This is a genomic window from Hydrogenovibrio sp. SC-1 (assembly GCF_002848135.1).
GTDB lineage: Bacteria > Pseudomonadota > Gammaproteobacteria > Thiomicrospirales > Thiomicrospiraceae > Hydrogenovibrio.
The window spans coordinates 166,157-187,011 of sequence record NZ_PKGB01000003.1; the positions used below are offsets into that span (position 1 = coordinate 166,157).

The 20,855-nt window shown below is 42.3% G+C and carries 22 protein-coding genes; 12 read left to right on the forward strand and 10 right to left on the reverse strand.

The genetic code is table 11. The features are described from left to right. Positions 1 to 14 precede the first annotated feature (14 nt). A complete protein-coding gene (locus CYQ88_RS02825) occupies positions 15 to 413 on the forward strand; it encodes a TerB family tellurite resistance protein (RefSeq protein WP_101839828.1) in 399 nt (132 codons plus the stop codon). Between the two features lie 124 nt (positions 414 to 537). Here CYQ88_RS02825 and soxA read toward each other — a convergent pair whose 3' ends face one another. The 4 genes from soxA to soxX form a co-directional block, all read right to left on the reverse strand. Next, a complete protein-coding gene (gene soxA / locus CYQ88_RS02830; RefSeq protein ID WP_101839829.1) occupies positions 538 to 1,368 on the reverse strand; it encodes a sulfur oxidation c-type cytochrome SoxA in 831 nt (276 codons plus the stop codon). Positions 1,369 to 1,481: 113 nt separating this feature from the next. Beyond that, on the reverse strand, positions 1,482 to 1,793 hold the full coding sequence (soxZ, locus tag CYQ88_RS02835) for a thiosulfate oxidation carrier complex protein SoxZ (protein WP_101839830.1): 312 nt from the start codon (positions 1,791 to 1,793) through the stop codon (positions 1,482 to 1,484). Positions 1,794 to 1,852: 59 nt separating this feature from the next. Beyond that, positions 1,853 to 2,320 (reverse strand): thiosulfate oxidation carrier protein SoxY, encoded by a 468-nt coding sequence (soxY, locus tag CYQ88_RS02840; RefSeq protein WP_101839831.1) that lies wholly within the window; start codon positions 2,318 to 2,320, stop codon positions 1,853 to 1,855. A gap of 33 nt (positions 2,321 to 2,353) precedes the next feature. Continuing rightward, positions 2,354 to 2,728, reverse strand: coding sequence for a sulfur oxidation c-type cytochrome SoxX (gene soxX, locus CYQ88_RS02845; protein ID WP_101839832.1), 375 nt, complete (start codon positions 2,726 to 2,728; stop codon positions 2,354 to 2,356). A 438-nt stretch (positions 2,729 to 3,166) separates the two neighbouring features. Here soxX and pcnB point away from each other — a divergent pair, with 438 nt between their 5' ends. The 6 genes from pcnB to CYQ88_RS02875 all read left to right on the forward strand — a co-directional run bounded on the left by pcnB (position 3,167) and on the right by CYQ88_RS02875 (position 8,399). Next, positions 3,167 to 4,627: a polynucleotide adenylyltransferase PcnB gene (gene pcnB, locus CYQ88_RS02850; RefSeq protein WP_101839833.1), complete on the forward strand. Its 1,461-nt coding sequence runs from the start codon at positions 3,167 to 3,169 to the stop codon at positions 4,625 to 4,627. Position 4,628: 1 nt separating this feature from the next. Next, complete coding sequence (gene folK, locus CYQ88_RS02855) at positions 4,629 to 5,123, forward strand: 2-amino-4-hydroxy-6-hydroxymethyldihydropteridine diphosphokinase (RefSeq protein WP_101839834.1); 495 nt, start codon at positions 4,629 to 4,631, stop codon at positions 5,121 to 5,123. A 104-nt stretch (positions 5,124 to 5,227) separates the two neighbouring features. Then, positions 5,228 to 6,016 carry a 3-methyl-2-oxobutanoate hydroxymethyltransferase gene (panB, locus tag CYQ88_RS02860; RefSeq protein ID WP_101839835.1) on the forward strand — a complete coding sequence of 263 codons (789 nt, stop codon included), beginning with the start codon at positions 5,228 to 5,230 and terminating at the stop codon, positions 6,014 to 6,016. Continuing rightward, positions 6,017 to 6,898, forward strand: a complete 882-nt coding sequence (panC, locus tag CYQ88_RS02865) for a pantoate--beta-alanine ligase (RefSeq protein ID WP_101839836.1) — start codon at positions 6,017 to 6,019, stop codon at positions 6,896 to 6,898. Beyond that, the gene (locus tag CYQ88_RS02870; RefSeq protein WP_101839837.1) at positions 6,895 to 7,668 is read left to right on the forward strand and encodes a motility protein A; all 774 of its coding nucleotides are present in this window, start codon (positions 6,895 to 6,897) and stop codon (positions 7,666 to 7,668) included. Before panC ends, CYQ88_RS02870 begins: the two co-directional genes overlap by 4 nt. Beyond that, positions 7,665 to 8,399 (forward strand): flagellar motor protein MotB, encoded by a 735-nt coding sequence (locus CYQ88_RS02875; protein WP_101839838.1) that lies wholly within the window; start codon positions 7,665 to 7,667, stop codon positions 8,397 to 8,399. Before CYQ88_RS02870 ends, CYQ88_RS02875 begins: the two co-directional genes overlap by 4 nt. Before the next feature lie 42 nt (positions 8,400 to 8,441). On the opposite strand, the gene panD is transcribed toward CYQ88_RS02875, so the two are convergent. The 6 genes from panD to CYQ88_RS02905 form a co-directional block, all read right to left on the reverse strand. Next, complete coding sequence (panD, locus tag CYQ88_RS02880; protein WP_101839839.1) at positions 8,442 to 8,834, reverse strand: aspartate 1-decarboxylase; 393 nt, start codon at positions 8,832 to 8,834, stop codon at positions 8,442 to 8,444. Between the two features lie 116 nt (positions 8,835 to 8,950). Continuing rightward, positions 8,951 to 11,740, reverse strand: a complete 2,790-nt coding sequence (gene ppc / locus CYQ88_RS02885) for a phosphoenolpyruvate carboxylase (RefSeq protein WP_101839840.1) — start codon at positions 11,738 to 11,740, stop codon at positions 8,951 to 8,953. A 116-nt stretch (positions 11,741 to 11,856) separates the two neighbouring features. Continuing rightward, positions 11,857 to 12,534, reverse strand: coding sequence for a sulfotransferase family 2 domain-containing protein (locus tag CYQ88_RS02890; protein ID WP_101839841.1), 678 nt, complete (start codon positions 12,532 to 12,534; stop codon positions 11,857 to 11,859). 93 nt (positions 12,535 to 12,627) lie between these two features. Next, the gene (locus tag CYQ88_RS02895) at positions 12,628 to 13,551 is read right to left on the reverse strand and encodes a lysophospholipid acyltransferase family protein (protein ID WP_158235994.1); all 924 of its coding nucleotides are present in this window, start codon (positions 13,549 to 13,551) and stop codon (positions 12,628 to 12,630) included. Continuing rightward, complete coding sequence (msbA, locus tag CYQ88_RS02900; RefSeq protein ID WP_101839843.1) at positions 13,544 to 15,283, reverse strand: lipid A export permease/ATP-binding protein MsbA; 1,740 nt, start codon at positions 15,281 to 15,283, stop codon at positions 13,544 to 13,546. Before msbA ends, CYQ88_RS02895 begins: the two co-directional genes overlap by 8 nt. A gap of 9 nt (positions 15,284 to 15,292) precedes the next feature. Beyond that, the gene (locus CYQ88_RS02905) at positions 15,293 to 15,955 is read right to left on the reverse strand and encodes a protein-tyrosine-phosphatase (protein ID WP_101839844.1); all 663 of its coding nucleotides are present in this window, start codon (positions 15,953 to 15,955) and stop codon (positions 15,293 to 15,295) included. Between the two features lie 147 nt (positions 15,956 to 16,102). Here CYQ88_RS02905 and rfaD point away from each other — a divergent pair, with 147 nt between their 5' ends. The 5 genes from rfaD to CYQ88_RS02930 are packed head-to-tail and all read left to right on the forward strand — an operon-like array spanning position 16,103 to position 20,855. Further along, positions 16,103 to 17,071: an ADP-glyceromanno-heptose 6-epimerase gene (gene rfaD, locus CYQ88_RS02910; protein ID WP_101839845.1), complete on the forward strand. Its 969-nt coding sequence runs from the start codon at positions 16,103 to 16,105 to the stop codon at positions 17,069 to 17,071. A gap of 4 nt (positions 17,072 to 17,075) precedes the next feature. After that, positions 17,076 to 18,113 carry a lipopolysaccharide heptosyltransferase I gene (gene waaC / locus CYQ88_RS02915; protein ID WP_101839846.1) on the forward strand — a complete coding sequence of 346 codons (1,038 nt, stop codon included), beginning with the start codon at positions 17,076 to 17,078 and terminating at the stop codon, positions 18,111 to 18,113. Then, complete coding sequence (locus CYQ88_RS02920) at positions 18,100 to 19,185, forward strand: polysialyltransferase family glycosyltransferase (RefSeq protein ID WP_143483752.1); 1,086 nt, start codon at positions 18,100 to 18,102, stop codon at positions 19,183 to 19,185. Before waaC ends, CYQ88_RS02920 begins: the two co-directional genes overlap by 14 nt. A gap of 18 nt (positions 19,186 to 19,203) precedes the next feature. Further along, on the forward strand, positions 19,204 to 19,815 hold the full coding sequence (locus tag CYQ88_RS02925) for a glycosyltransferase family 29 protein (RefSeq protein ID WP_158235995.1): 612 nt from the start codon (positions 19,204 to 19,206) through the stop codon (positions 19,813 to 19,815). Positions 19,816 to 19,817: 2 nt separating this feature from the next. Then, positions 19,818 to 20,855 (forward strand): polysaccharide pyruvyl transferase family protein, encoded by a 1,038-nt coding sequence (locus CYQ88_RS02930; RefSeq protein WP_101839849.1) that lies wholly within the window; start codon positions 19,818 to 19,820, stop codon positions 20,853 to 20,855.

Here is a 20,855-nt window from a genome sequence, read left to right on the forward strand (position 1 = left end):
GGAAGATTAGCGATATGTTTGCAGATCAACTCACTTCTGAGCAAAGGCAAGTTGTTTTCGATTTAGCCGTCCTGCTTGCCCACGCCGACCATGATGTGTCTGAAGAAGAGCAGCAATATCTTCGAAATTTTAGTGATGCATTTGGTATTGACTATGATTTGGATAAATCGGATATCAATATCAACAATGCATTGATGGCCTTTACGACCCGTAAGGACAAGATTATTTTGTTGCAAGAACTGGTCAAACTTTCCTATAAAGATGGGCATTTTGGCCATGAGGAGCAAGAGAATGTGTTTATGATTGCTCAAAAAATTGGCTTAAATGATCCTGAGCTACTAATGCGCATTGAAACTTGGGTGAGAGAAGGGGTGAACTGGATTTATGAGGGGGAGGAAATGCTTGAATCCTAATCCTAGGTATTGAGCCCCCAAAATAACCAGGCCTGGGCATTTTCTAAGATTGGATCTGTCTTTAAAGGACCTATAAAAAAAACCTGCAATTGCAGGTTTTTTTATAGGTTAATGGGTATTCGAATTATTCGCGATAACCTGGACCATTAATTTCAATGCCATTAGACATATAGGCCTGGAAGAACTCTAAGTTTTTATAGGTTTCACCTTGTACTTTCGCTGGGACAACACGCATATTCTTGTCACAGCCTTCATAGCGACGGTGTAAGGTTCCAAGTGCTTTCCATTTTGCACGATACATTGGAACGTGGCTTGTGTGACCTAAAGCAGGGCCTAAGATGTTTCCACGCGCACGTCTACCGGCATTGTAAACATGACATTCAGCACAAGATAAACCAAATTGTCCTCTTGGCTTAACAAAGTATTCCTGTCCTGCTAGAAATGCCTTTTTAGCAGCTTCTGATTCGATCTTAACATTAATCTTTTGTCCACGTGCCTGATAGGCTAGGTAGCCTGAAAGATTAGCTATATCGCCTTTTTTCCATTTAAAAGGTTTAAGTTTTGCATCCGTACGACACTGGTTGATTTGCCCTTCAAGGGTTTCAACTTGTTGGGTTTTTTCGTTAAATCTTGGGTACATCACACGTACTTTGGTTACGTCTTCACCAAAGCAGTTTTCATAAACAGCTTTATCCTTTTCCCACAAGGCTTCCCCTGCGTCGATAAAGTCTAAATAAGGAGGAAATTCTTCTGCAGCTTGCCATTGAAGCATTTTGTCTGCATCGTAGTTATAAGTACCATTTCCATAATCATTGAATTCGATAGAAGGACTCTTTGCTTTGAAGTAATCAACAAATTGTTGACGGCTTTTTTCTGGGTCCATGTCTGCAGCCATAACCATATTGGCTGTCGCTGTTGCACCTACTGTTAAGGCGACTAGCAATGTTTTTTTCATCCTATTCCTCCATAAAGAAAAGCATATTATAAATATTATTATTTTTAGATTTCTGAATTGTCCTTCCGTACAGGCAAGGACAATTGGATGTCATAACTTAGCCAATAACAAATTTATCTAAGCTTGATTGACTTGGAGCCAGTCGCACCGGTGTTGTCTGTTAGGTTTAGGGTAACTTCATCACCTTTAGCGGCTTTAACCATAATGCCCATATATGGGTTCGCAGAAACAGCGCCAGACCATTGTGCATCAACCGCTTTTGTTCCATTGATTGAAACTTCAACAACGTCAATGAACTCAGCCGGATAAGGCTTGCCCGTTTTCTTGTTCATACGAGCACCTGATTCCATTTTGTGCTTGATTAAGGCTTTTACTTCAGCTACGTCACCTTTAACTTTTCCACGCATTCTGATTTTTATAGACATAATTCTTCCTTTAAATTTTTGCAGTTAGTTGTTCGAGTTAAATCATTGTGGGTCAGTGATTAACCGCCACAACCACCAATGGTGACTTTAACTTCTTGCTCTGCTTTGTATAATTTTCCACCAGCTTTAACAATCGCCATAACATTTTGTGTTTCACCCATTTTGATACGAGTTGAAACATACCCTAGAGCTGGGCCAGAGAAGCTATATTCACAAACTAAAGGGAAAGGGTTTTTTGAAGCTAGGATGGCAATAGATTCAACACCGGCCATTTTAGTCGCATCAACTTTAATAGGGGTTACTGCGCCGTTCTCAGCGATAGCTGGAGCACCTAAATCAATATCAGATGAAGCAGTTGCATTATCCATACCGTAAGCGGCTTTTAGCGCTCCTGAAGCATCTTTAGTGTTAAACGCTGTTTTATTCCATTCTGCTAAAACAGTTGAAGGGGTAAGTAGGCCTGCATTAACGGCTACAGCTGCAGCACCAGTTGCTAGGGTACCTTTAAGGAAAGATCTACGTTTCATAAGGTTTTAAACTCCCAATTGAGGTTAATAAATTTAAAGTTCGTATAAGAAATCAACAATCTTATTGATTTCAGCGTCAGTCAATACCCCACTGTGTCCGAATTGAGGCATCATACTGTATGGAACGGTTTTTTCAGGTTTTCCCCAAATCTTGTCAAACAAGTCACTCTTTTCTGGGAAACGAAGTTTCATAGCGATGAGTGCTGGTCCAATGTTTCCTGGTATGGTTCCGCCAGGAATGGCATGACAAGCTAAACAGTTTCCTTTCGAGCGGGAAAAAGCAAGTTCTTTACCCTGTTCGATATTACTAGCGTTTTTTTCCGCAGCAGTGGCAACTGTTGGTGCTGAAACCATGGCGGTTGTCATTGCTAAAACCGTTAGTAAATGCTTCATTGGTTTTTTTAACATTCTTATCCTCCTAAAAAAAAGCAAGCATTGCTTTTTAATACTATGCATCCCTTATGCTAGGGTTGTAATTTTTAAGGCTTAAAAAGCTCTTAGAAACATAGGTTACTCATATAAAAATCTTTCGCAAGTGTTTTGTGGGGTTCTCTACATAGCAATATTTAATAGTGACCCTATTTTTATTTATAATGAAATGGTAATATTTGTCTTACCTGTTATTAAATCGTTGAAAACAAAGTCTATTTGGTTTATTTGTTAAGGTGGGTCCTGTTGTTCATAAACCGAATTTGTTCTATGAGTGGTTTCTGATCAGGCTTATTAGCGCGGTGATTAATTGTTTTAATGACGGATGAACAAGCTTATTTGCCTATGAAGATTGCAGTCTGAGTAAAAGTGGTTAAAATATTGATTTTACTCTTCAATAGGTATTACCTGCCTTCTATGCAACAATTATTTAATAAAGTTAAGTCTTTTTTCTCGCTCTCAACTGATAAAAACACTTCAAATGAAGAAGCAACGCCAGACTGTTTGGTGGTTCCTCGAAATCAACACCCTATTTCAAGACAGCAGATTGATAAACCTGCGTTAGATGTACTTTATGAATTGAACCGTGCTGGCTATGAGGCTTATTTGGTCGGTGGTGGTGTGCGTGATATCTTACTTGGATTGGAACCCAAAGATTTTGATGTTGCCACGAATGCTGAACCTGAGCAAATCAAAGCGGTGTTTAATCGACGGTGTCGCTTGATTGGTCGCCGTTTTCGATTGGCGCATGTCTTTTTTGGTCGGACGGTAATTGAAGTTGCAACCTTTCGAGGTAGCGGCCTCGCCCAAAGTGCCCAGTCAAACAATCGAAAACAATTGAACCACACACGAGCGGTTGATAAGGCCGGAAAATTGGTGCGAGATAATATTTATGGCACTATGGAAGAGGATGCTTGGCGTCGTGATTTTACCGTTAATAGCCTCTATTACAATGTAAAAGACTTTTCAGTGATTGATTATACCGGCGGGATGGTTGACCTAGAAAAAGGTCAACTTCGATTAATCGGTGACCCTGAGATGCGGTATCGCGAAGATCCTGTGCGTATGATTCGGGCGGTACGATTTTCGGCAAAGCTTGGTTTTGACATCGAACCCACTACCAAAGCCCCTATTTATGAATTGGGTCACTTATTAAAAGATGTCTCCCATGCCAGAATGTTTGATGAGGTTTTGAAGCTGTTCCATAGTGGGGTGGGCGTAGAGGTTTTTGAGAAGCTACGTCATTTTGGGCTTTTTACCTTCCTTTTCCCGCAAACACACCATGTTTTATCACAAGAATCGGAAGGGTTTCCGAGAATGATGGTGATAGAAGCCTTAAAGAGTACTGACCACCGTATTCAAAATGCATTGGGGGTGAATCCTGCTTTTTTATTTGCCGCAATGCTTTGGGAACCGATGTTGCAAAAGATGGAACAACATTTAGCTGAAGGTTTTTTGCGCCAAGACGCGTTGTTTGCCGCTGCTAGTGAAGTGATTGATCATCAAATCACCTCAACATCGATTCCCAAACGATTTACGGCTCAGATCAAAGATATTTGGAGTTTGCAGTTCCGACTATTAAATCGGCATGGAAATCGTCCACCTAGGTTGCGTGAACACCCTCGATTTAGAGCTGCGTATGATTTTATGGGCATTCGGTTGGCAGCAGGGGAGGAGTCCCTTCGTGAAGTATTTGATTGGTGGACAACCTATCAAACATTGAATCCAGTTGATCAGGTCGCTTTTGCGAATGATGTGAAAAAGCCCACGGCAAAGCGCAAGCGAACTCGGCAGAACCGAAATCCTTACCGGAAACGCCATCGAGCTAAAGCGCCTGAAAATAAAACAGAGCAAAGTGTTGCATCGAACGAGGATTAATATGGTGCAGAATGGCTGGGAAATTGTGTATTTGGGCTTGGGGAGTAATTTAAACCATCCTAAGAAACAGTTGGAAAAGGCTATTGAATTGCTTAGAGCGCTAGACGATTGTCAGTGGTTGAAAACCTCCCATTTTGTTGAGTCTCAACCTCAAGGACCCCAAGATCAACCTAACTTTGTCAATGCGGTTGTTTGTTTAAAAACCCGTTTAACTGCAAATAGCTTATTGTTAGCGTGTCAAACTATTGAGCAGACTTTAGGTAAGATAAAGCAGCGAGAGTGGGGTGAACGTATTATTGATATTGATCTATTACTCTATGGGAATGAGGTGATAGAAGAGCCTCATTTACGGGTGCCTCATCCTCAAATGTTGACACGAGACTTTGTTATTCTGCCTCTTTTAGAGATAGAACCCTCATTAAAACTTCCGAATGGGAAGCCGTTGTCATACTACGCTTCACAACTGCCCGAAACCTTTATCATTCATGGTGAATAATCAAATTTTGAACTGTTAACCATTCCAAAATAAAATAGCATAGACCAAGTTGGTAAGGTATTACCTTTCTGGGGTTTAAAAGTTGGTTAAACTGGAGTAATTGCATGATTTCCCTAAGTAAATTAAAAAAGATGAAGCAGCAACATGAGAAAATAGCCTGCTTGACGGCCTATGATGCGAGTCAGGCTTACTGGGCTGCTGAAGCTGGCGTTGAGGTGATATTAGTTGGGGATTCTTTGGGAATGGTCGTTCAAGGGCACGAGACAACCTTGCCTGTGACTTTAGATGATATGGTTTACCATACTCGAATGGTTCAGCGGCAAAACACCCAGGCCTGGTGTATTGCTGATTTTCCTTTTATGGCGGATCAAGATATGACAACCACGCTAACTTCGGCGGGACGACTCATGAAGGAGGGCTTGGCGAATATGGTTAAGCTGGAAGGCGGGCAACGTGTTTTGGATAAGGTTGCAGCTCTTTCCGCTTTAGGTATTCCAGTTTGCGGGCACTTAGGGTTGCTACCGCAGTCAGTTCAAAAAAAGGGCTACGCGGTTGTAGGTAAAGATTCAACGTCTGCATTGATGCTACAAGAAGAGGCGATCGCATTGGAAGAGGCAGGCGCAGAAATGTTGGTGCTAGAATGTGTGCCATCTGAGCTTGCACATCGAATCAGTCAATCTTTAACGATTCCCGTCATCGGTATTGGTGCGGGCAGCGCAACGGATGGTCAAGTATTGGTTTTTCATGACCTCGTTGGATTGACGATGGGTCGATTACCATCCTTTGCTAAAAACTTTTTGCAAGAAACAGACAGTATTCAGCAAGCGATTTCATGCTATGTGAGTGATGTGAAGCAAGGTGTTTTTCCAATTGATCAACCGGGCGTTGTTTAAATGACCCTGTTTGAATCCATCTCAACCATTCGTAACCAACTGCAACAATGGCGCCAGGCAGGATTACGTGTTGCATTTGTGCCAACTATGGGCAATTTGCATGCAGGTCATCTGAGTTTGGTTGACATTGCGCAACAACATGCCGATAAGGTGGTGGTGAGCATTTTTGTCAACCCGATGCAATTTGGTCCAAACGAAGATTACGATCAGTATCCCCGTACATTTGAAGCGGATAAGGCTGCATTAGAACAGAAATCGGTGGATGCGCTGTTTTTCCCTTCCGTGTCTGAGATGTATCCATCCACTGAGTTGGATTCTAAAGTCGTTGCGCCTGTCGCTTTAACGTCTATTTTAGAAGGGGTGAGACGACCAGGTCATTTTGATGGCGTGACGACTGTCGTGGCAAAGCTTTTTCAGATTGTTCAGCCGGATATAGCCGTTTTTGGACAAAAAGACTATCAACAATTTGCTGTGATTCAGTCTATGGTTGAGAGTCTATTTATGCCGATAGAGTTGATAAGAGCAGAGATTGTAAGAGATACGGATGGATTGGCCCTCAGTTCTCGTAACCAATATCTAACGCAATCGCAGCGCAAAATAGCGCCAAAGCTATCTCATGCTTTGGAGGGGATTGAAGCAAAAATGACGATAGGGAACCATGATTACAATAGCTTGTGTCAGGACGCTCATCAAACTTTATTAAAGCAGGGGTTTGATGAGGTGGACTATATCGAGATTCGTGATGCCAAAACTTTAATGCCGGTGACAGAATTAAACGGTGGTCGTTCGTTAGTCATTTTAGGGGTGGCTCGCACGGGTTCAGTCCGTTTGTTGGATAATCGCCTTTATACTCAGACTTTAACCCGGAGAGATGAAGGGTGAGTTTTTCGACGTTTATCGGTTTATTTCTCGGGATTGTTATTGTTATTGCTGCGATGGCAATGGGATCCTCTATCTTAATTTTTATTAATATCCCAGGGATGATGATTGTGTTGGGTGGCACCATCGCCGCCACTATGATTCGCTATTCTTTTAACGAGACCTTTCATGCCATTGCGATGTCATTTCGGATTCTGATGCCATCAACTGACATCCAAGACAAAGATGAAATTGTTGATTTAACAGAAGACTTGTTACGGACCTCTCGAAAAAACGGTATTTTGGCATTGGATAATGAAGAGATTCCTAATCGCTTTTATCATCATGGTGCGCGTATGTTGGTCGATGGTTATTCTAAGGAATTGGTTCGTCAGTCCTTAGAGGAAGAGAACAAGCTTTTTATAGAAAGGGCCAATACTAGCGCAGGTGTATTCTCATCAATTGGTGCAGCCGCGCCCGCATTTGGGATGATTGGGACGCTGGTCGGATTGATTCAAATGTTATCGAATTTATCAGACCCTTCCAGTATCGGTCCGGCTATGGCTGTTGCGATGCTAACCACCTTGTATGGAGCAATGATTGCCAATTTATTTGCACTGCCGATGGCTGATAAAATTAATACTTGGGTTCAAGAAGAGTCAATTCGTCAGTTATTGATTATCGAGGCGTTGGCATCCATTAGTGAGGGTCAGAACCCCATGATGATGCGAGAGTTGCTATCGCCTTATCTCGATAATAGTGCGAATCTTCCAGTTGAGGAGGCCGAAGCTTGAGTTCAAAATCGGATGACTGTCCAGCTTGGTTAGCCACTTTTGCCGATTTAATGTCATTGTTAATGGCTGTATTTGTGTTGCTATTTGCAATGTCGACTTTAGATGCTAAAAAGTATGAAGCCGTGGTCAAGTCTTTGACCTTTACACTAGGACATGGTTCAGATCTGTCTCAGACCCAAGTTGAATATTTTAAGAGTGCTGAAGTCAATCAAGCGCAACTTGATAAAAAAGGCGAAACGGTTATTGACGATTTAAAGCCCTTGTTTGAAAGTGTGGTGGATACCTATGCTACTTCCAATCAAGATAGTGATATTGAAGTCTCCCTTGATAGAGAAAAAAAACAGATTAAGGTGACTTTTGCAGAAAGTATTTCATTTCAGACGGGGGAAGCAAAGCTAAAGCCGGGGTTTATTGATGAACTAAAAAGGCTGCAACCCTATATTAGTGCTCAAACGAGAGTAAAGGCAATCGGGCATACTGATAAACGCCCTGTCAGTGGTGGTCGCTTTAAGTCAAACTGGGAGTTGTCGAGTGCGAGAGCCGCTGCTGTGGTTGAATTGTTGGTGAGCAAAGGCATGGTTCTACCGCAACAAGTTGAGGTGATTGGGGTTGCAGAGAGTCGCCCAGTCGATACTTCCGAAACGCCTGAAGCTTATCAAAAAAACCGGCGCGTAGAAATTATTTTAGTCCCTCAGCAGTTATCGAAAACTGAGAGTGTTACTTTGGATTGAAACGCGTTGGAAATGAATTGTCCCGAATAGGTGACAAGTGCATTAAGCGGAATGCTGCTGCATTTGTTTAGGGATGGTGTTGCGTGTATGGGTAATTTCATTTTTTTCATTGAAATACACCATAATGGGTTGAAAGGCATCTGCTTCTTTTTCATCTAGAGTTGCATAGGTAGCAATAATTAGTAAATCACCAGGCCTGGCTTTATGGGCAGCTGCACCATTTACCGAGATAATTCCCGTGTGTTCTTCAGCACGAATAGCATAGGTGGTAAAACGTTCACCATTATTGATGTTGTAGATCTGGATTTGTTCGTATTCCCGGATGCCTGCCACTTCTAGCAAGTGCCCATCAATCGCGCAGGAGCCTTCATAGTCCAGCTCTGCATGAGTCGTGGTAACGCGATGTAATTTAGATTTTAGCAAAGTGATTTGCATACTAGACACCTGTCAGTAAATCATTCGGGGGCAAATTATAACGTATTTATTTTAAAAGTGTTACTTGCATGTCTTTATCGGGTCTAAAGACACAGCAAGCCACTTTTATTAAGTTTCTAGCCAGTATTCCGCATGCCAGCAGCAATTGCATTGATGCTATTCAGTAGCGGGGTAAGCCAGGCCTCTCTTTCTTCATCACTGAGACTGGTGTCTTTATAACGCTTTAAGACAGCAATCTGGATATGGTTTAACGGCTCTAGATAGGGCGTTCTACGGGAGAGTGAGAGTGCTACTTGTGGGGTATCCGCCATTAAATAGTCATTACCGCTAATACCCAAACAAGTTTCAACTGAGCGAATGTGCTCTTCCGCAATCATGTTATAGATTTTTTCTGCCTGTTTTTGATCTAGGCCTAATTTACTATAGCTCTTACCAATAATGAGGTCCGTTTTAAACAGTGCCATTTGGATATTGCTGAGCAGACTCTTAAAGAAAGGCCAGTTTTCATACATTTCTTTCAACTGTTCAGGAGACTGGGTTTTTGCCCATTTTTGCAGAGCATGGCCGGTGCCATACCAGGCAGGGAAAGTCAGTCTAGCCTGTGCCCAGCCAAATATCCAAGGGATGGCTCGTATTGAAGACTTGGATAAATTCCCTTTTTTGCGGTGAGATGGGCGCGATCCGATATTTAACAGTCCAATTTCAGTAACCGGCGTAGCCTCATAAAAGAATTTAAAGAAGCCTTCGGTATGATCCGTCAATTCACGGAATGCCAATTCACCTTCTTTCGATAAATTCTGCATCGCTTCTAAATGGGCGGGGTTATCCTGTACTGAAGGCTTCACCAGGCCTTTACTGGCTTTCATTAGGCCAGTAATCCCCATCGATAATTCATACATCGCGGTTTCAGCATTACTGTACTTATAAGAGAGCACTTCACCTTGTTCGGTAAATTTGATTTGCCCTCTTACAGTACCGGTCGGCTGCGATAAAATCGCACTATGAGTTGGTCCGCCACCGCGACCGACTGTGCCACCACGACCATGGAATAGACGGCAATCAATGTCATAATTATCAGCAAGTTTCATGATCTGTTGCTGAGCCTGATAAAGTGTCCAAGCAGAGGATAAGTTACCGCCATCCTTAGCAGAATCTGAATAGCCGAGCATGATTTCCTGCTGATTGCCAGATGCTTTCAATAAGGCATGATACGTTGGATTGTCAAACAAGGCAGACGTAACTGGGACAATGTGCTCCAAATCTTGTATGGTTTCAAATAATGGAGAAATTCGAATTTTACAATAAGGTTCGCCTGCATTGTAACCCGCAAGTCCTGCTTGGTGAGCTAAGAACAGCACCTCCATAACATGACTGGCTTCATGGGTCATAGAGATTACGTAATTGTTAAACGCTTTTTCACTAATCTCCTCACGCATTTCACGCATGACGTTGAATACTTTTAATACTTCAACCGTCATTTTCTTTAGATCAAGATGCTGGGTGTCGATAATTGTTGGTGACGAGATTTGTTGTGCCAATAAGTCAAGTCGTTCTGCTTCTGATAAGCTTTGGTAGTCAATATCGAGATGTGACAATAAATCCGTAACGGCATCAGTATGCACAGTCGATTCTTGGCGAATATCCAAGCGCATTAAATAGAAGCCAAAGGTTTGGACAAGTCGAATGAGGTCTTTCAGGCTTGCGTCAGCGACATCTTGGTCGCCATGACTACAGAGAGATGCATAAATAAGTTCTAAGTCATCTAGAAATTCGGTTTCATTGTGATAGCCAAATTTCGGCTTTTCAGCATTTTCGCCATTCAATTGCGCTTCAATATAATCTAAATTGTCTTGTAAGCGACCATTAATCAAGTATAAGAAGCGGCGATAGGGCTCATCCCGAAAGCGATCCGCACGTTTATGAAAAACGCGTTCTTGCAAATCAGCATCGATAATGGTGGCTCGGTTAATCACTTCTTGTTTGATATTGGTAATATAGCGAGATTGGGTCAGGTGTGAACTGAGCTCAAAGATACGTTTTTGATATTCATACATCACCGCGCGACTTTGCATGAGTAATGCATTTACAGTCGTTTCGTGCGTCACAAATGGGTTTCCATCTCGATCTCCACCGATCCAAGAGCCAAACGTTAAGAAGTTTGGCGTAGGAATGTGATCATTTGGATAGTGGCGAGCTAGTGCTCTTTCCATATAACGGTAAACCGTTGGTACCGCCTTGAATAGCGACTGGCGGAAATAATAGATACCATTTCGAATTTCGTCTTCTACCGTCGGTTTCATGCGGCGAACTTCGTCGGTTTTCCATAATACTTGTATTTGATATTGTAAACGCTTAATGACTTCTTCTTGTGCATAAGGATTGTTATAGGCTTCTGCCTCGTTTAAATCGCCCAGCGTTAAGAAGATACGACGTAAGTTTTCCATCACAGCACGGCGCTTCGATTCGGTTGGGTGCGCCGTGAATACAGGGATATAGCATAGTTGATTAATGAGGGTTTCAACTTCTTCAGCACTTAAGCCTTCTTGCTTGAACTCGCCAATGGTATTGAGTACGGACCCCATCCATAATGGACCATCTGATTTGAGTTGGCTTTGGCGTTCATGAAATTGGTGTTCTTCCTCTGCCAAATTGACCAAACTGAAATAGAGGTTAAAAGCACGGATAATTAAAATCAGATTTTCAGGCGTTTGTTCTTCAATAAAGGCCTTTAATTCGGTACGCAGCTCTGGATCGTTCTTTTCATGAAGTCGAATATAGCCTTTTCTGAGTTTTTCAATTGCATTTAAAGTCGTTTTGCCAACTTGTGTTTCAATGACCTCTCCAAGTAAAGAGCCTAAAAGTTTTACACGAGATCGAAGTTGCTTATCACGATGTTCCGTTGCCATTATTTTATCCGTAGGTTTTTAAAATTTGAGTAATTGGGGAGGATTATAGCATTTTTCAACGCTATAACCGAATCCTGATATTTCTGTTCGCTCAGTTCGGAGGATTGAATGTTAGGTTAGAGCTTTGGGTACTGAAAATTCTCAAAGTCACGTTTATAGAGTTCGTGAATGAGATCTAATTCAGCTTGACTCAGTTCTGAAGGGTCTAAGCCTTTTTTATAAGTCCCTTTGCGATGGTGTTCTAATTTTAAGTCGGGGATATCCAGTCGTTGTGCCAGTTGTTCACAGTCTTGCTGAATATGTTCAAATCGTCCGATATGATTCACTAGGCATTCACCATGATGGTCATATATAAAGCTAGTTTGATCTTCTAAAAGCGCAAAGCGCTGAACTCGGGTTCGAAAAGCTTTTTGAGACCCTTTTAATCGCCACTCAAGGTAAGCCTCAAAAGTTTGTTTGTTGACTATGTTGGCATATTTTTTATAAACGTAGGTTTTTAAAAAGTGGTAATGCGAATAGGCATGGGTGTAAGGAGATCGCACAAATGCAAACCGATAATAACTATCATAGACTTCGGGTGATAGTTTTTGACGGACAAAATTAGCGGTATCATGCATTTCAAACCAGGCTTTTTCAGGATTGACGGGGCCGCCAATTGGAAGAGCTCTGCGAATCGCACGCCAGGTTGTCATGGTTCTCGAGTTGGCGTATGGGTGAAGTTTTTTGGCGATTGAGGTGCCGGCCGTTTTAGGAATATGAATGAAAATAAAATTTTTCTGGTTTGAAATGACCATTTTTGGCTTCCGAAAAAGAGTGAGTTTTTAGAGTGCGATAGCCTACCATGCTTATGCAGAATTGTCATCTGAGATATGAGCAAGGAAAGGGGGCTAAAATTTAATATTCCAGCGATTGTGAGTCCACAAATATTGGCTGGGGTTTTCTGTAATTTCGACTTCGTAAAGTTGATGAAGTTTTTGGATATCTTGATAATCGTCTCCACTGGGAAAATTGTCAAGCGGTGGTAAAAAAGTTAAATGATAGTCCAAGCCGATTCGTCGGGTAAAGACCGGAATAATGGCTGCGTTTGTACGTTTTGCCAGTTTACAAATGCCGGGGTTGCTAGGTGCGTCCATATTAAAAAAAGGCACATTTATTTTCCCCTTAGCACGGTAACGTTGGTCTGGTGCGATCCAAATGACTTGATTATTGCGTAATGCTCGAACGATGCCCTTTGTGTCTTTATTAGAGATAGGAATGCTGGAATATTGTTTTGGATCTGGAGTATTGGCAATAGTTCGACTTTGGGTAATTAAGGTTTCCATTAAAGGGTTATCATGGGGTCTATAAATAGGTCTAAAATCAGTAATGTAGGTTAGCATGAGTCCTGTCGTCTCCATGGTAGTGAAATGCGGAACCACTAATAAAATGCCCCGATTTTTTATGGTGTAAAAGTGCTCTAGACCATGAAAATGAAAATATTGACGCTCATTGTTATTTGGGTGCTTTCGATAACGACCCCAAAAGTTCATAGTGGTTTCGGCAAGGCTGATCCCCAGTGATTCAAAATGTTGTTTGGTGAGTTGTGAAATTTCGTTGGCTGTTTTTTCAGGAAAGCAATTTTGCAAGTTGTGATGGGCAATTCGTTTTCTGGATGGCGCAATGTAGTAGAGCAGTCTGCCGATTACTTTACCAACCGCCATTTTGGGTCGATAGGGTAGCCAGCCAATTAGTCTAAGGAGTCCAAAGCCAATCCAGATTCCCCAATATTGCAGTTTGAGGTATTTTATTTGGAAAGGGCTTGAGTTATTCAATGGGCGTGCCTTGTTGGTATAGGGTTCGATAGGTGCCATCTAAAGCCATTAATGACGTATGCGTCCCTTGTTCTATCAGATTGCCATTTTCGAGCACAACAATATTGTCGGCATTTTCAATGGTACTGAGGCGATGGGCAATGATAATGACGGTTCGATCTTGTTTGAGCTTATGCATCGCTTGTTGGATGGCGTGCTCGCTTTGATTGTCTAATGCCGAGGTTGCTTCATCGAGAATGAGGATGGGTGCATTCTTGAGGAATGCTCTGGCAATGGCCAAGCGTTGACGTTGTCCGCCAGAAAGTAAGGAACCATTCTCACCAATCATCGTATTGAGGCCTTGCGGCATTTTTTCGATAAATTCCCACGCATGGGCGGCTTTAGCCGCTGCGATAATCGCTTCTTCATCAAATTCAGTATGGCCATACGCAATGTTCGCGGCAATGGTGTCATTAAAGAGAATGACATTTTGACTCACCAGTGCAATATTTTGTCTTAGGTTGCTCAGTTCAATGTCTCGGATGGCATGACCATCAATCAAAATGTTCCCCGATTGGATTTCATAGAACCGAGTGATTAAGTTAGCTAGCGTAGTTTTACCACTTCCTGATTGCCCAACTAAAGCAGTGGTTTTCTTCGCTGGGATTATCAGTGAAAATTGATTTAATGCAGGCGCTTCGGCACCTTGATAACGGAAGGTGACTTTATCAAAGCGAATTTCACCTTTGGGATTTTGCAGGTGCTGTTGGCCTTGGTTTGGTTCGTTCGGCCGGTCCAATAAATCAAAAATGCTTTCTGAGGCGGCCATGCCTTTTTGAATGGTTTGGTTAATACTGGTTAAGCGCCGAATTGGGTCAAAAATCATTGCCATAGCGGTAATGAACGCAATGAACTCTCCCGGGGTGAATAAGTCTTGAGCCGACATTAAGGAGGCAACATAAAGTACGCCTGAGAGGGCGATCGCCGCCATGATCTGAACCAGTGGTACGTTTAAGGAAGCGACCCGAACCACTGCCATTGTATGTTGGCGAAGGGTTTCTGCTGTATTGAAAAAGCGTTTTTCTTCATAACGTTCGGCATTGTAGATTTTAATATCTTGATGACCATTCAAGCCTTCTTCCAATCTTGATGTTAATTCTCCCATGCTGTTTTGCATTTCTTTACTGGAGTTGCGCATTAGTTTGCTGGCACGGCGGATAATGATCGCAACGATCGGCCCAATCAGTAGCATTAATAACGTCAGTTGCCAGGAGGTATAGAGCAAAAAACCGATTAGGCCCAGAATAATAAAGGTGTCACGAATAATGACGATCCACGCTTGGCTTAGCGAATTGCCAACCTGAAGCACATCATAGGTGATTTTAGAAAGCAGCCTACCCATAGTGTAATCGGTATGCGTTTGTTGTGGTAACCGGTTCATTTTGGCAAACATTTCAGCCCGAATATCTAAAATCGCCTTATGCGCAACCCATTCGCTGGTGACTTTGCTGATATATTCCGTAATCCCTTTAATGACAAAAACCAACATAATCAATAACGGAATATGCAGAATTGCTTCAGGGTCTTTAGCAATCAAACTGTCATCCACTAGTGGTTTGAGTAGGGCCGGCATTAGAGGTTCCATACTGGCGGTAATAATCAATGTGACTAAGGTGAGTAGTACCACTTTCCAGTAAGGCTTAATGTAGCTGAGTAATCGTTTGTATAAGCGGAGCGTCTGTTTATCGAACACAATTTGGCCTTATTCGCGTTTTAAAAGTTTATCGACAACAATATTTGCCCAGCCGGCACTGACAAATTTTTGATTCAAAGCGGGTTTGTCGTAATGTTGGGTGACCCACTCCATAAAGGTGGTTCCTGGGTGTTGTTTTTCATAGGCCATAAACGCATCAAAAAAATAATCAAGTTTGCCTGTATTGGCCCAGCGAAAATGGCCATATTTCATGCTAAGCTCTGAAACAGCTTTTTGAATCGGTTGTTTGAGGATGAAGTGTTTGTAAAATACGCTCATGAGTCCGGCTCGATCAGCGCCTGATTTGCAGTGGATTAAAATCGGGTATTCAGCGGTTTCTAAAATTTCTTTAGCCTTAATGATTTCTTCTACTTCCGGTAATCTACGGGAGGACATGACATGATTGACAAGGATTAAGCCCAGTTTGTCACAAGCCGCTTTTTCAAAAAGGTACGGGCCTTTGGTGTCTGCGCGGCGCATGCTGACAATGGTTTTGACGCCATATTTTTTTTGGACTTTTTTAAGAAAGCCTGCAGAAGGGTGATTGCTCCGATAAGCGTCCGCTGATAACCGGTGAAAATTTCGATAAAGTTTGCGCAAAATTTCATGGTCAATAAACCAAGTTTCAAAAAAGGCGATTAATTTGCCTCGTAAAGAGAGTTGCTTTTCCATTCTTCCAGTCACGTCAATTTAATCCGATATTTTACCTTTTTTAGCCATTATCGTGGTGTAAATGATAAAATTATCCGTTATATGTCCAGTGTTTTGTTGTGTGTTGAGCCAACAAAAGACTTAGTTAAGCAGATGATGGAGAATTTTATGATCGTGGTCACGGGTGGAGCTGGGTTTGTCGGCTCAAATATTGTGAAGGGATTAAATGCCCAAGGGCGCAAAGATATCTTAGTGGTTGATAACTTAAAGAATGGCCATAAATTTATTAACCTTGCTGACTGCGATATTGCAGATTATTTGGACAAAGAAGATTTTCAATCCCGAATCTTTGCAGAAGAAGGCTTGCCAGATATTGAGTGTATCTTTCACGAAGGGGCTTGCTCAGCCACCACTGAGTGGGATGGCAAATATATGATGGACAATAATTATGAATATTCGAAAGATATATTGAATTATTGTTTGAATCGCAAAATTCCTTTTTTGTATGCCTCTTCAGCAGCGGTTTACGGCGAAGGGCCAGAGTTTGTCGAATCTCGTGAATATGAAAAGCCTTTAAATGTATATGGCTATTCAAAATTTCAGTTTGACCAATATGTGCGCCGTATTTTGCCGTTGGCCGAAAGTCAGGTGGCTGGATTCCGCTATTTTAATGTCTATGGTCCTCGTGAACAACATAAGGGCGACATGGCGAGCGTAGCCTTTAAGCTCCATCGTCAAATACTGGCTGGCGAAAATGTAAAGTTGTTTGGCGCTTATGATGGCTATGAAGCTGGCATGCAGAGTCGAGATTTTGTGTATATTGATGATGTTGTTAATGTGAATCTTTGGTTTATGGAAAATCCAGATCAATCTGGTATCTTTAATTTAGGTCCCGCGGCAGCGGAACCGTTTAAGCACATTGCGGAAGCGGTGATTCGGTTTCATGGTAAAGGCGAAATTGAATATATTCCTTTCCCAGAACACTTGAAGGGTGCTTATCAGAGTTTTACTCAAGCGGATAACCAGCAGCTGAGAGAGGCTGGGTATCAACAGCCATTTCACTCGGTTGCTGAAGGGGTTGAGAAATATTTGACTTGGTTAACTGAGAATCCACACGTTCTCGAGTTTGCAAAATAGAACTGTGCGCATATTACTGATTAAAATGTCGTCCATGGGCGATGTTTTTCATACCTTTCCCGCCTTAACGGATGCAATGCAAAATCAACCAGGCCTGGTGGTTGACTGGGTGGTTGAAGAGGCATTTCAAGAAATTCCAAAGTGGCATCCTGTGGTGGATCAGGTTTATTCTATTCGGCTTCGCCAATGGCGCAAGCATCCCATTCGATTTCGTCAAGAAATTAAAGCGTTTTTTGAGAGAGTGAATCAAACGCATTATGATTTGGTTATCGATGCGCAAGGGTTATTGAAAAGTGCATGGGTGGTGTCAAAGATTAAGGAGCCTATAGCGGGGATGGACTGGGGCAGTGCCCGTGAAAAGTTGGCATCTTTGTTTTATCAGCATAAGTATCCGGTTGCAAAACATCAGCATGCGATTTCGCGGTTAAGAGAATTATTTGCCAGAGTCTTAGATTATCCTTTACCAGCAAAGGAGACGTTAGACTACCATTTAGCAACCCAAGCTTGGCAGAAGTTACCGCAATTAGCAGATGACTATATGGTGTTTTTACACGGTACCACCTGGGACACAAAGTTATGGCCAGAAGCCTATTGGATTGAATTGCTCAATAGGGTTGTGGCGCAAGGTAAGCAAGTGGTTTTGCCTTGGGGCAACGAAGAAGAGAAGCAACGGGCAAAGCGGATTGCTAAGACTGTTGAAAGTGACCATACCCCTTCGGGCATAAAGGCCTGGGTGCCGAATCAGAAACTGGATTTAAATACCATGGCCTGTTGTTTAAAATTTGCCAAAGCGGTCGTGTCAGTCGATACTGGCCTGTCACATGTTGCGGCAGCCTTGGATGTACCGATGGTTGTCATCTACCGAGTGACGGATCCAGATTTGGTTGGGGCTTTAGGAAACAAGGTTAGGTATGTGGTCTCTCCACTTGCAAAGCACTATCTTAAATCGTTTGCGCCCGGTGACGAGGACGAATCTAAACGAGGAATTCAGGTCACCGATGTTTGTCGAGCGCTAGAAGGGATAGCAAGTGGGAAAAGCTAGCGTGCTATATATGCCGTCGACCCCTCTGAATATATTGGTCGCAACCGCACATGCATTGGCGCATGCTGAATCACAGTGCTCAAGTTTGGTGCTGATTGATCAAAAAAATATTGAACATAACCCTTACATTCAAGCCTTAGATAATTGGCAGGGATCGCCGTTTCAAAGCCTTTCAATTTTGCCCGGACAACAGACCGGGTGGAAAAAACTGAGGGAGCGCCGGCAGAGTTTTAAATCGTTAAAAGCCTTGTTGGATAAAATATCGCCTCAGGCCATTGCTGTCAGTAGTGATCGACGTATCGAGTTTCAATTTGCGATGCAATATCAGCGACAACATCAGTCTTGTATTGGGGTGTATTTAGACGATGGCTTGTATTCTTATGCAGGGCGAAGAACTACCGCATTGGAGACGATTTTGGGACGAGTTGCCAAGAAACTGGCTTATGGTGCTTGGTGGAATGAACCTGTACAGGTGGGAAGCTCAAGTTGGATCGATCAGGCCTGGTTGTTTCAACCGGATTCGGCGATTACAGACTATCAACAAAAGTCGATTTATGCCTTGCGGCCAGAATGGTTTGCTTCCGAACCTATTCAAGAGTTAGGGCTGGCTTTGTTTTCGGCAATGGGCGCCTCGACAACTTCAATGCTGGAGTTGAAGGAGGTTGATGTCTGTCTTTTAATTGCACACCCAAATAATATTTTAAAAATGCAAAATTACCAGCAAAAGGTTGAAGATTTTATTTTGGCCTTAACGCGGCGAGGTTTGAAGGTAGCGATTAAGTATCACCCGAGAGTGAAAGATGGAGATCCTTTGAATCTAAAAGAACGGGTGGGTTTTGTGATACCTTCTCAGTTGGCGTTTGAATTTGTGCTACCACAGTTTAAGGATGCCATTATGATTGTGGGCGATGTCGGCACTTCCGTGTTGACGGCCAAGTGGTTGAAAAGCCAATCTCAGGTATATGCGGTACTGTATGAGGATGATCCGTTTCAGTTGAGTTTTGCTGCATTATTTTCCCAGTTGGGGGTGGCGGTAGTTCCAACTTATCAAGCAATTTTTGACAATGACTAAATTAAAGGGCTTTTCCTTTTGAAAGCAGTAAAAGACATTCAGCAGCTCGCCAACTTGGTAAAAGGTAAAAGGGTTGCGATTATTGGCAATTCCCAAAAACTTCAGGCTAAGGGCGAAGAGATTGATGCGTTTGATATTGTCGTGCGCATGAATCGCGCTTGGGATTTGCCTACAGCAATGAAACAAGATGTTGGCACCAAGACTGATATTGTTTGTTTATCTGCTGACCGAGAAAAGCTTGCCACAATTTTATCTAGATATTCAGATGTGGTGTGGATGACACCAAAGAAGCGTTCAGAACTGGAGCCTTTGTTGTTGCCAAGTCTTTTCTTTTACCCGCTAGATTACTGGAAGTCATTGCACCAACAGCTGGGTGCTCGCCCTTCAACAGGATGTATGGTTTTCGATTTGTTTTCAAGGTTAGTGGACAAGGGACATTTAACAATGTATGGGTTTGATTTTTTTCAAAATCCAAACTGGTATGATATGCCTGCAAAAACTAACTGGCTGCGCCGCATTTTTAATCGTCATCGGAAAAGCAGTCCGCATGATTGGTCGGCTGAAAAAGCCTATATTTTGGCTGAAGCAGAAAAACAAAATATTACAATTAAAAAACTGGATGAGATGTAGTCGTGGAACAAGGCACCATAAAACGCGTCGCAATTATTAATGATACTGATCCAACACACCATTTTGGTTGTATGTTGGTGATGGAAAATCTACGATTCTTGCTGAAGCAACAAGGGGTAGACGTTGTATGGACATGGCCGGTTGGGGTTGATTGGCGAAAGCATAAAAAAGCCATTCAGAAAAAAGATCGGGTGGATGCTTTTATTGTGAATGGAGAAGGCACGATTCATCATAGTGCAGAGCGTAAGCATGCAAGAGCTTTATCTGAGTTTGCAGAGTTTGCTAAAGAAGCTTTTGATGTTGATTCCTATTTAATTAATGCTACCTTGTTTCAAAATGAAGCCAGTGAATACGCTAGTATGCGTGCCTTTAAGAAGATTTATGTGAGAGATAAAAGCAGTCTGACCGAGTTACAGAGTTTTGGGCTTCATGGACGTTATATACCCGATTTAACGTTTGCCAAAAATGATTACCAGTTTGAAAAAATCGTCGAGTCAGAAAAGGCGGATGCCTGTGTAATTGACAGTGCTTTAAAATCAGAGCTGCCGTTTTTGAAGCGCTATTGCCTACAAAGAGGCTATGCCTTTCGTTCCATGGTGGTAGCAAGGCTGTCTAACGTCAATTTCTTTAAAAGCCCAAGACCCTTTGTTAAAAATTTTTATAAGTGGTTAACGCAAGATCGTTTGACTTCGATTCGGCCAAGAGATTTTATTCAGTTTCTGAAGTCGCATCGTTTGGTGATTACTGGACGCTATCATACTGTCACCATGTGCATTAAACAGCAGATTCCATTTATCGCTTTTGAGTCGAATACGCCTAAAGTCAGTTTTTTACTCAGTGATGTTTTTAATCATACGGGTCGAGTTGTGCCAATGCAAAATATTGAACAAATTTCGATAGACCATTGGGCGAACTTTACTGCTAAAGAGCGGGAGCAGATGCAACAGTTCGTCTCTGCCGCTGAAGCAGATATTTCAGAGATGATAAAGTGCATTGTTGATGACATTAATATGACTAAAACGAATCAGGGTATTGAGTAA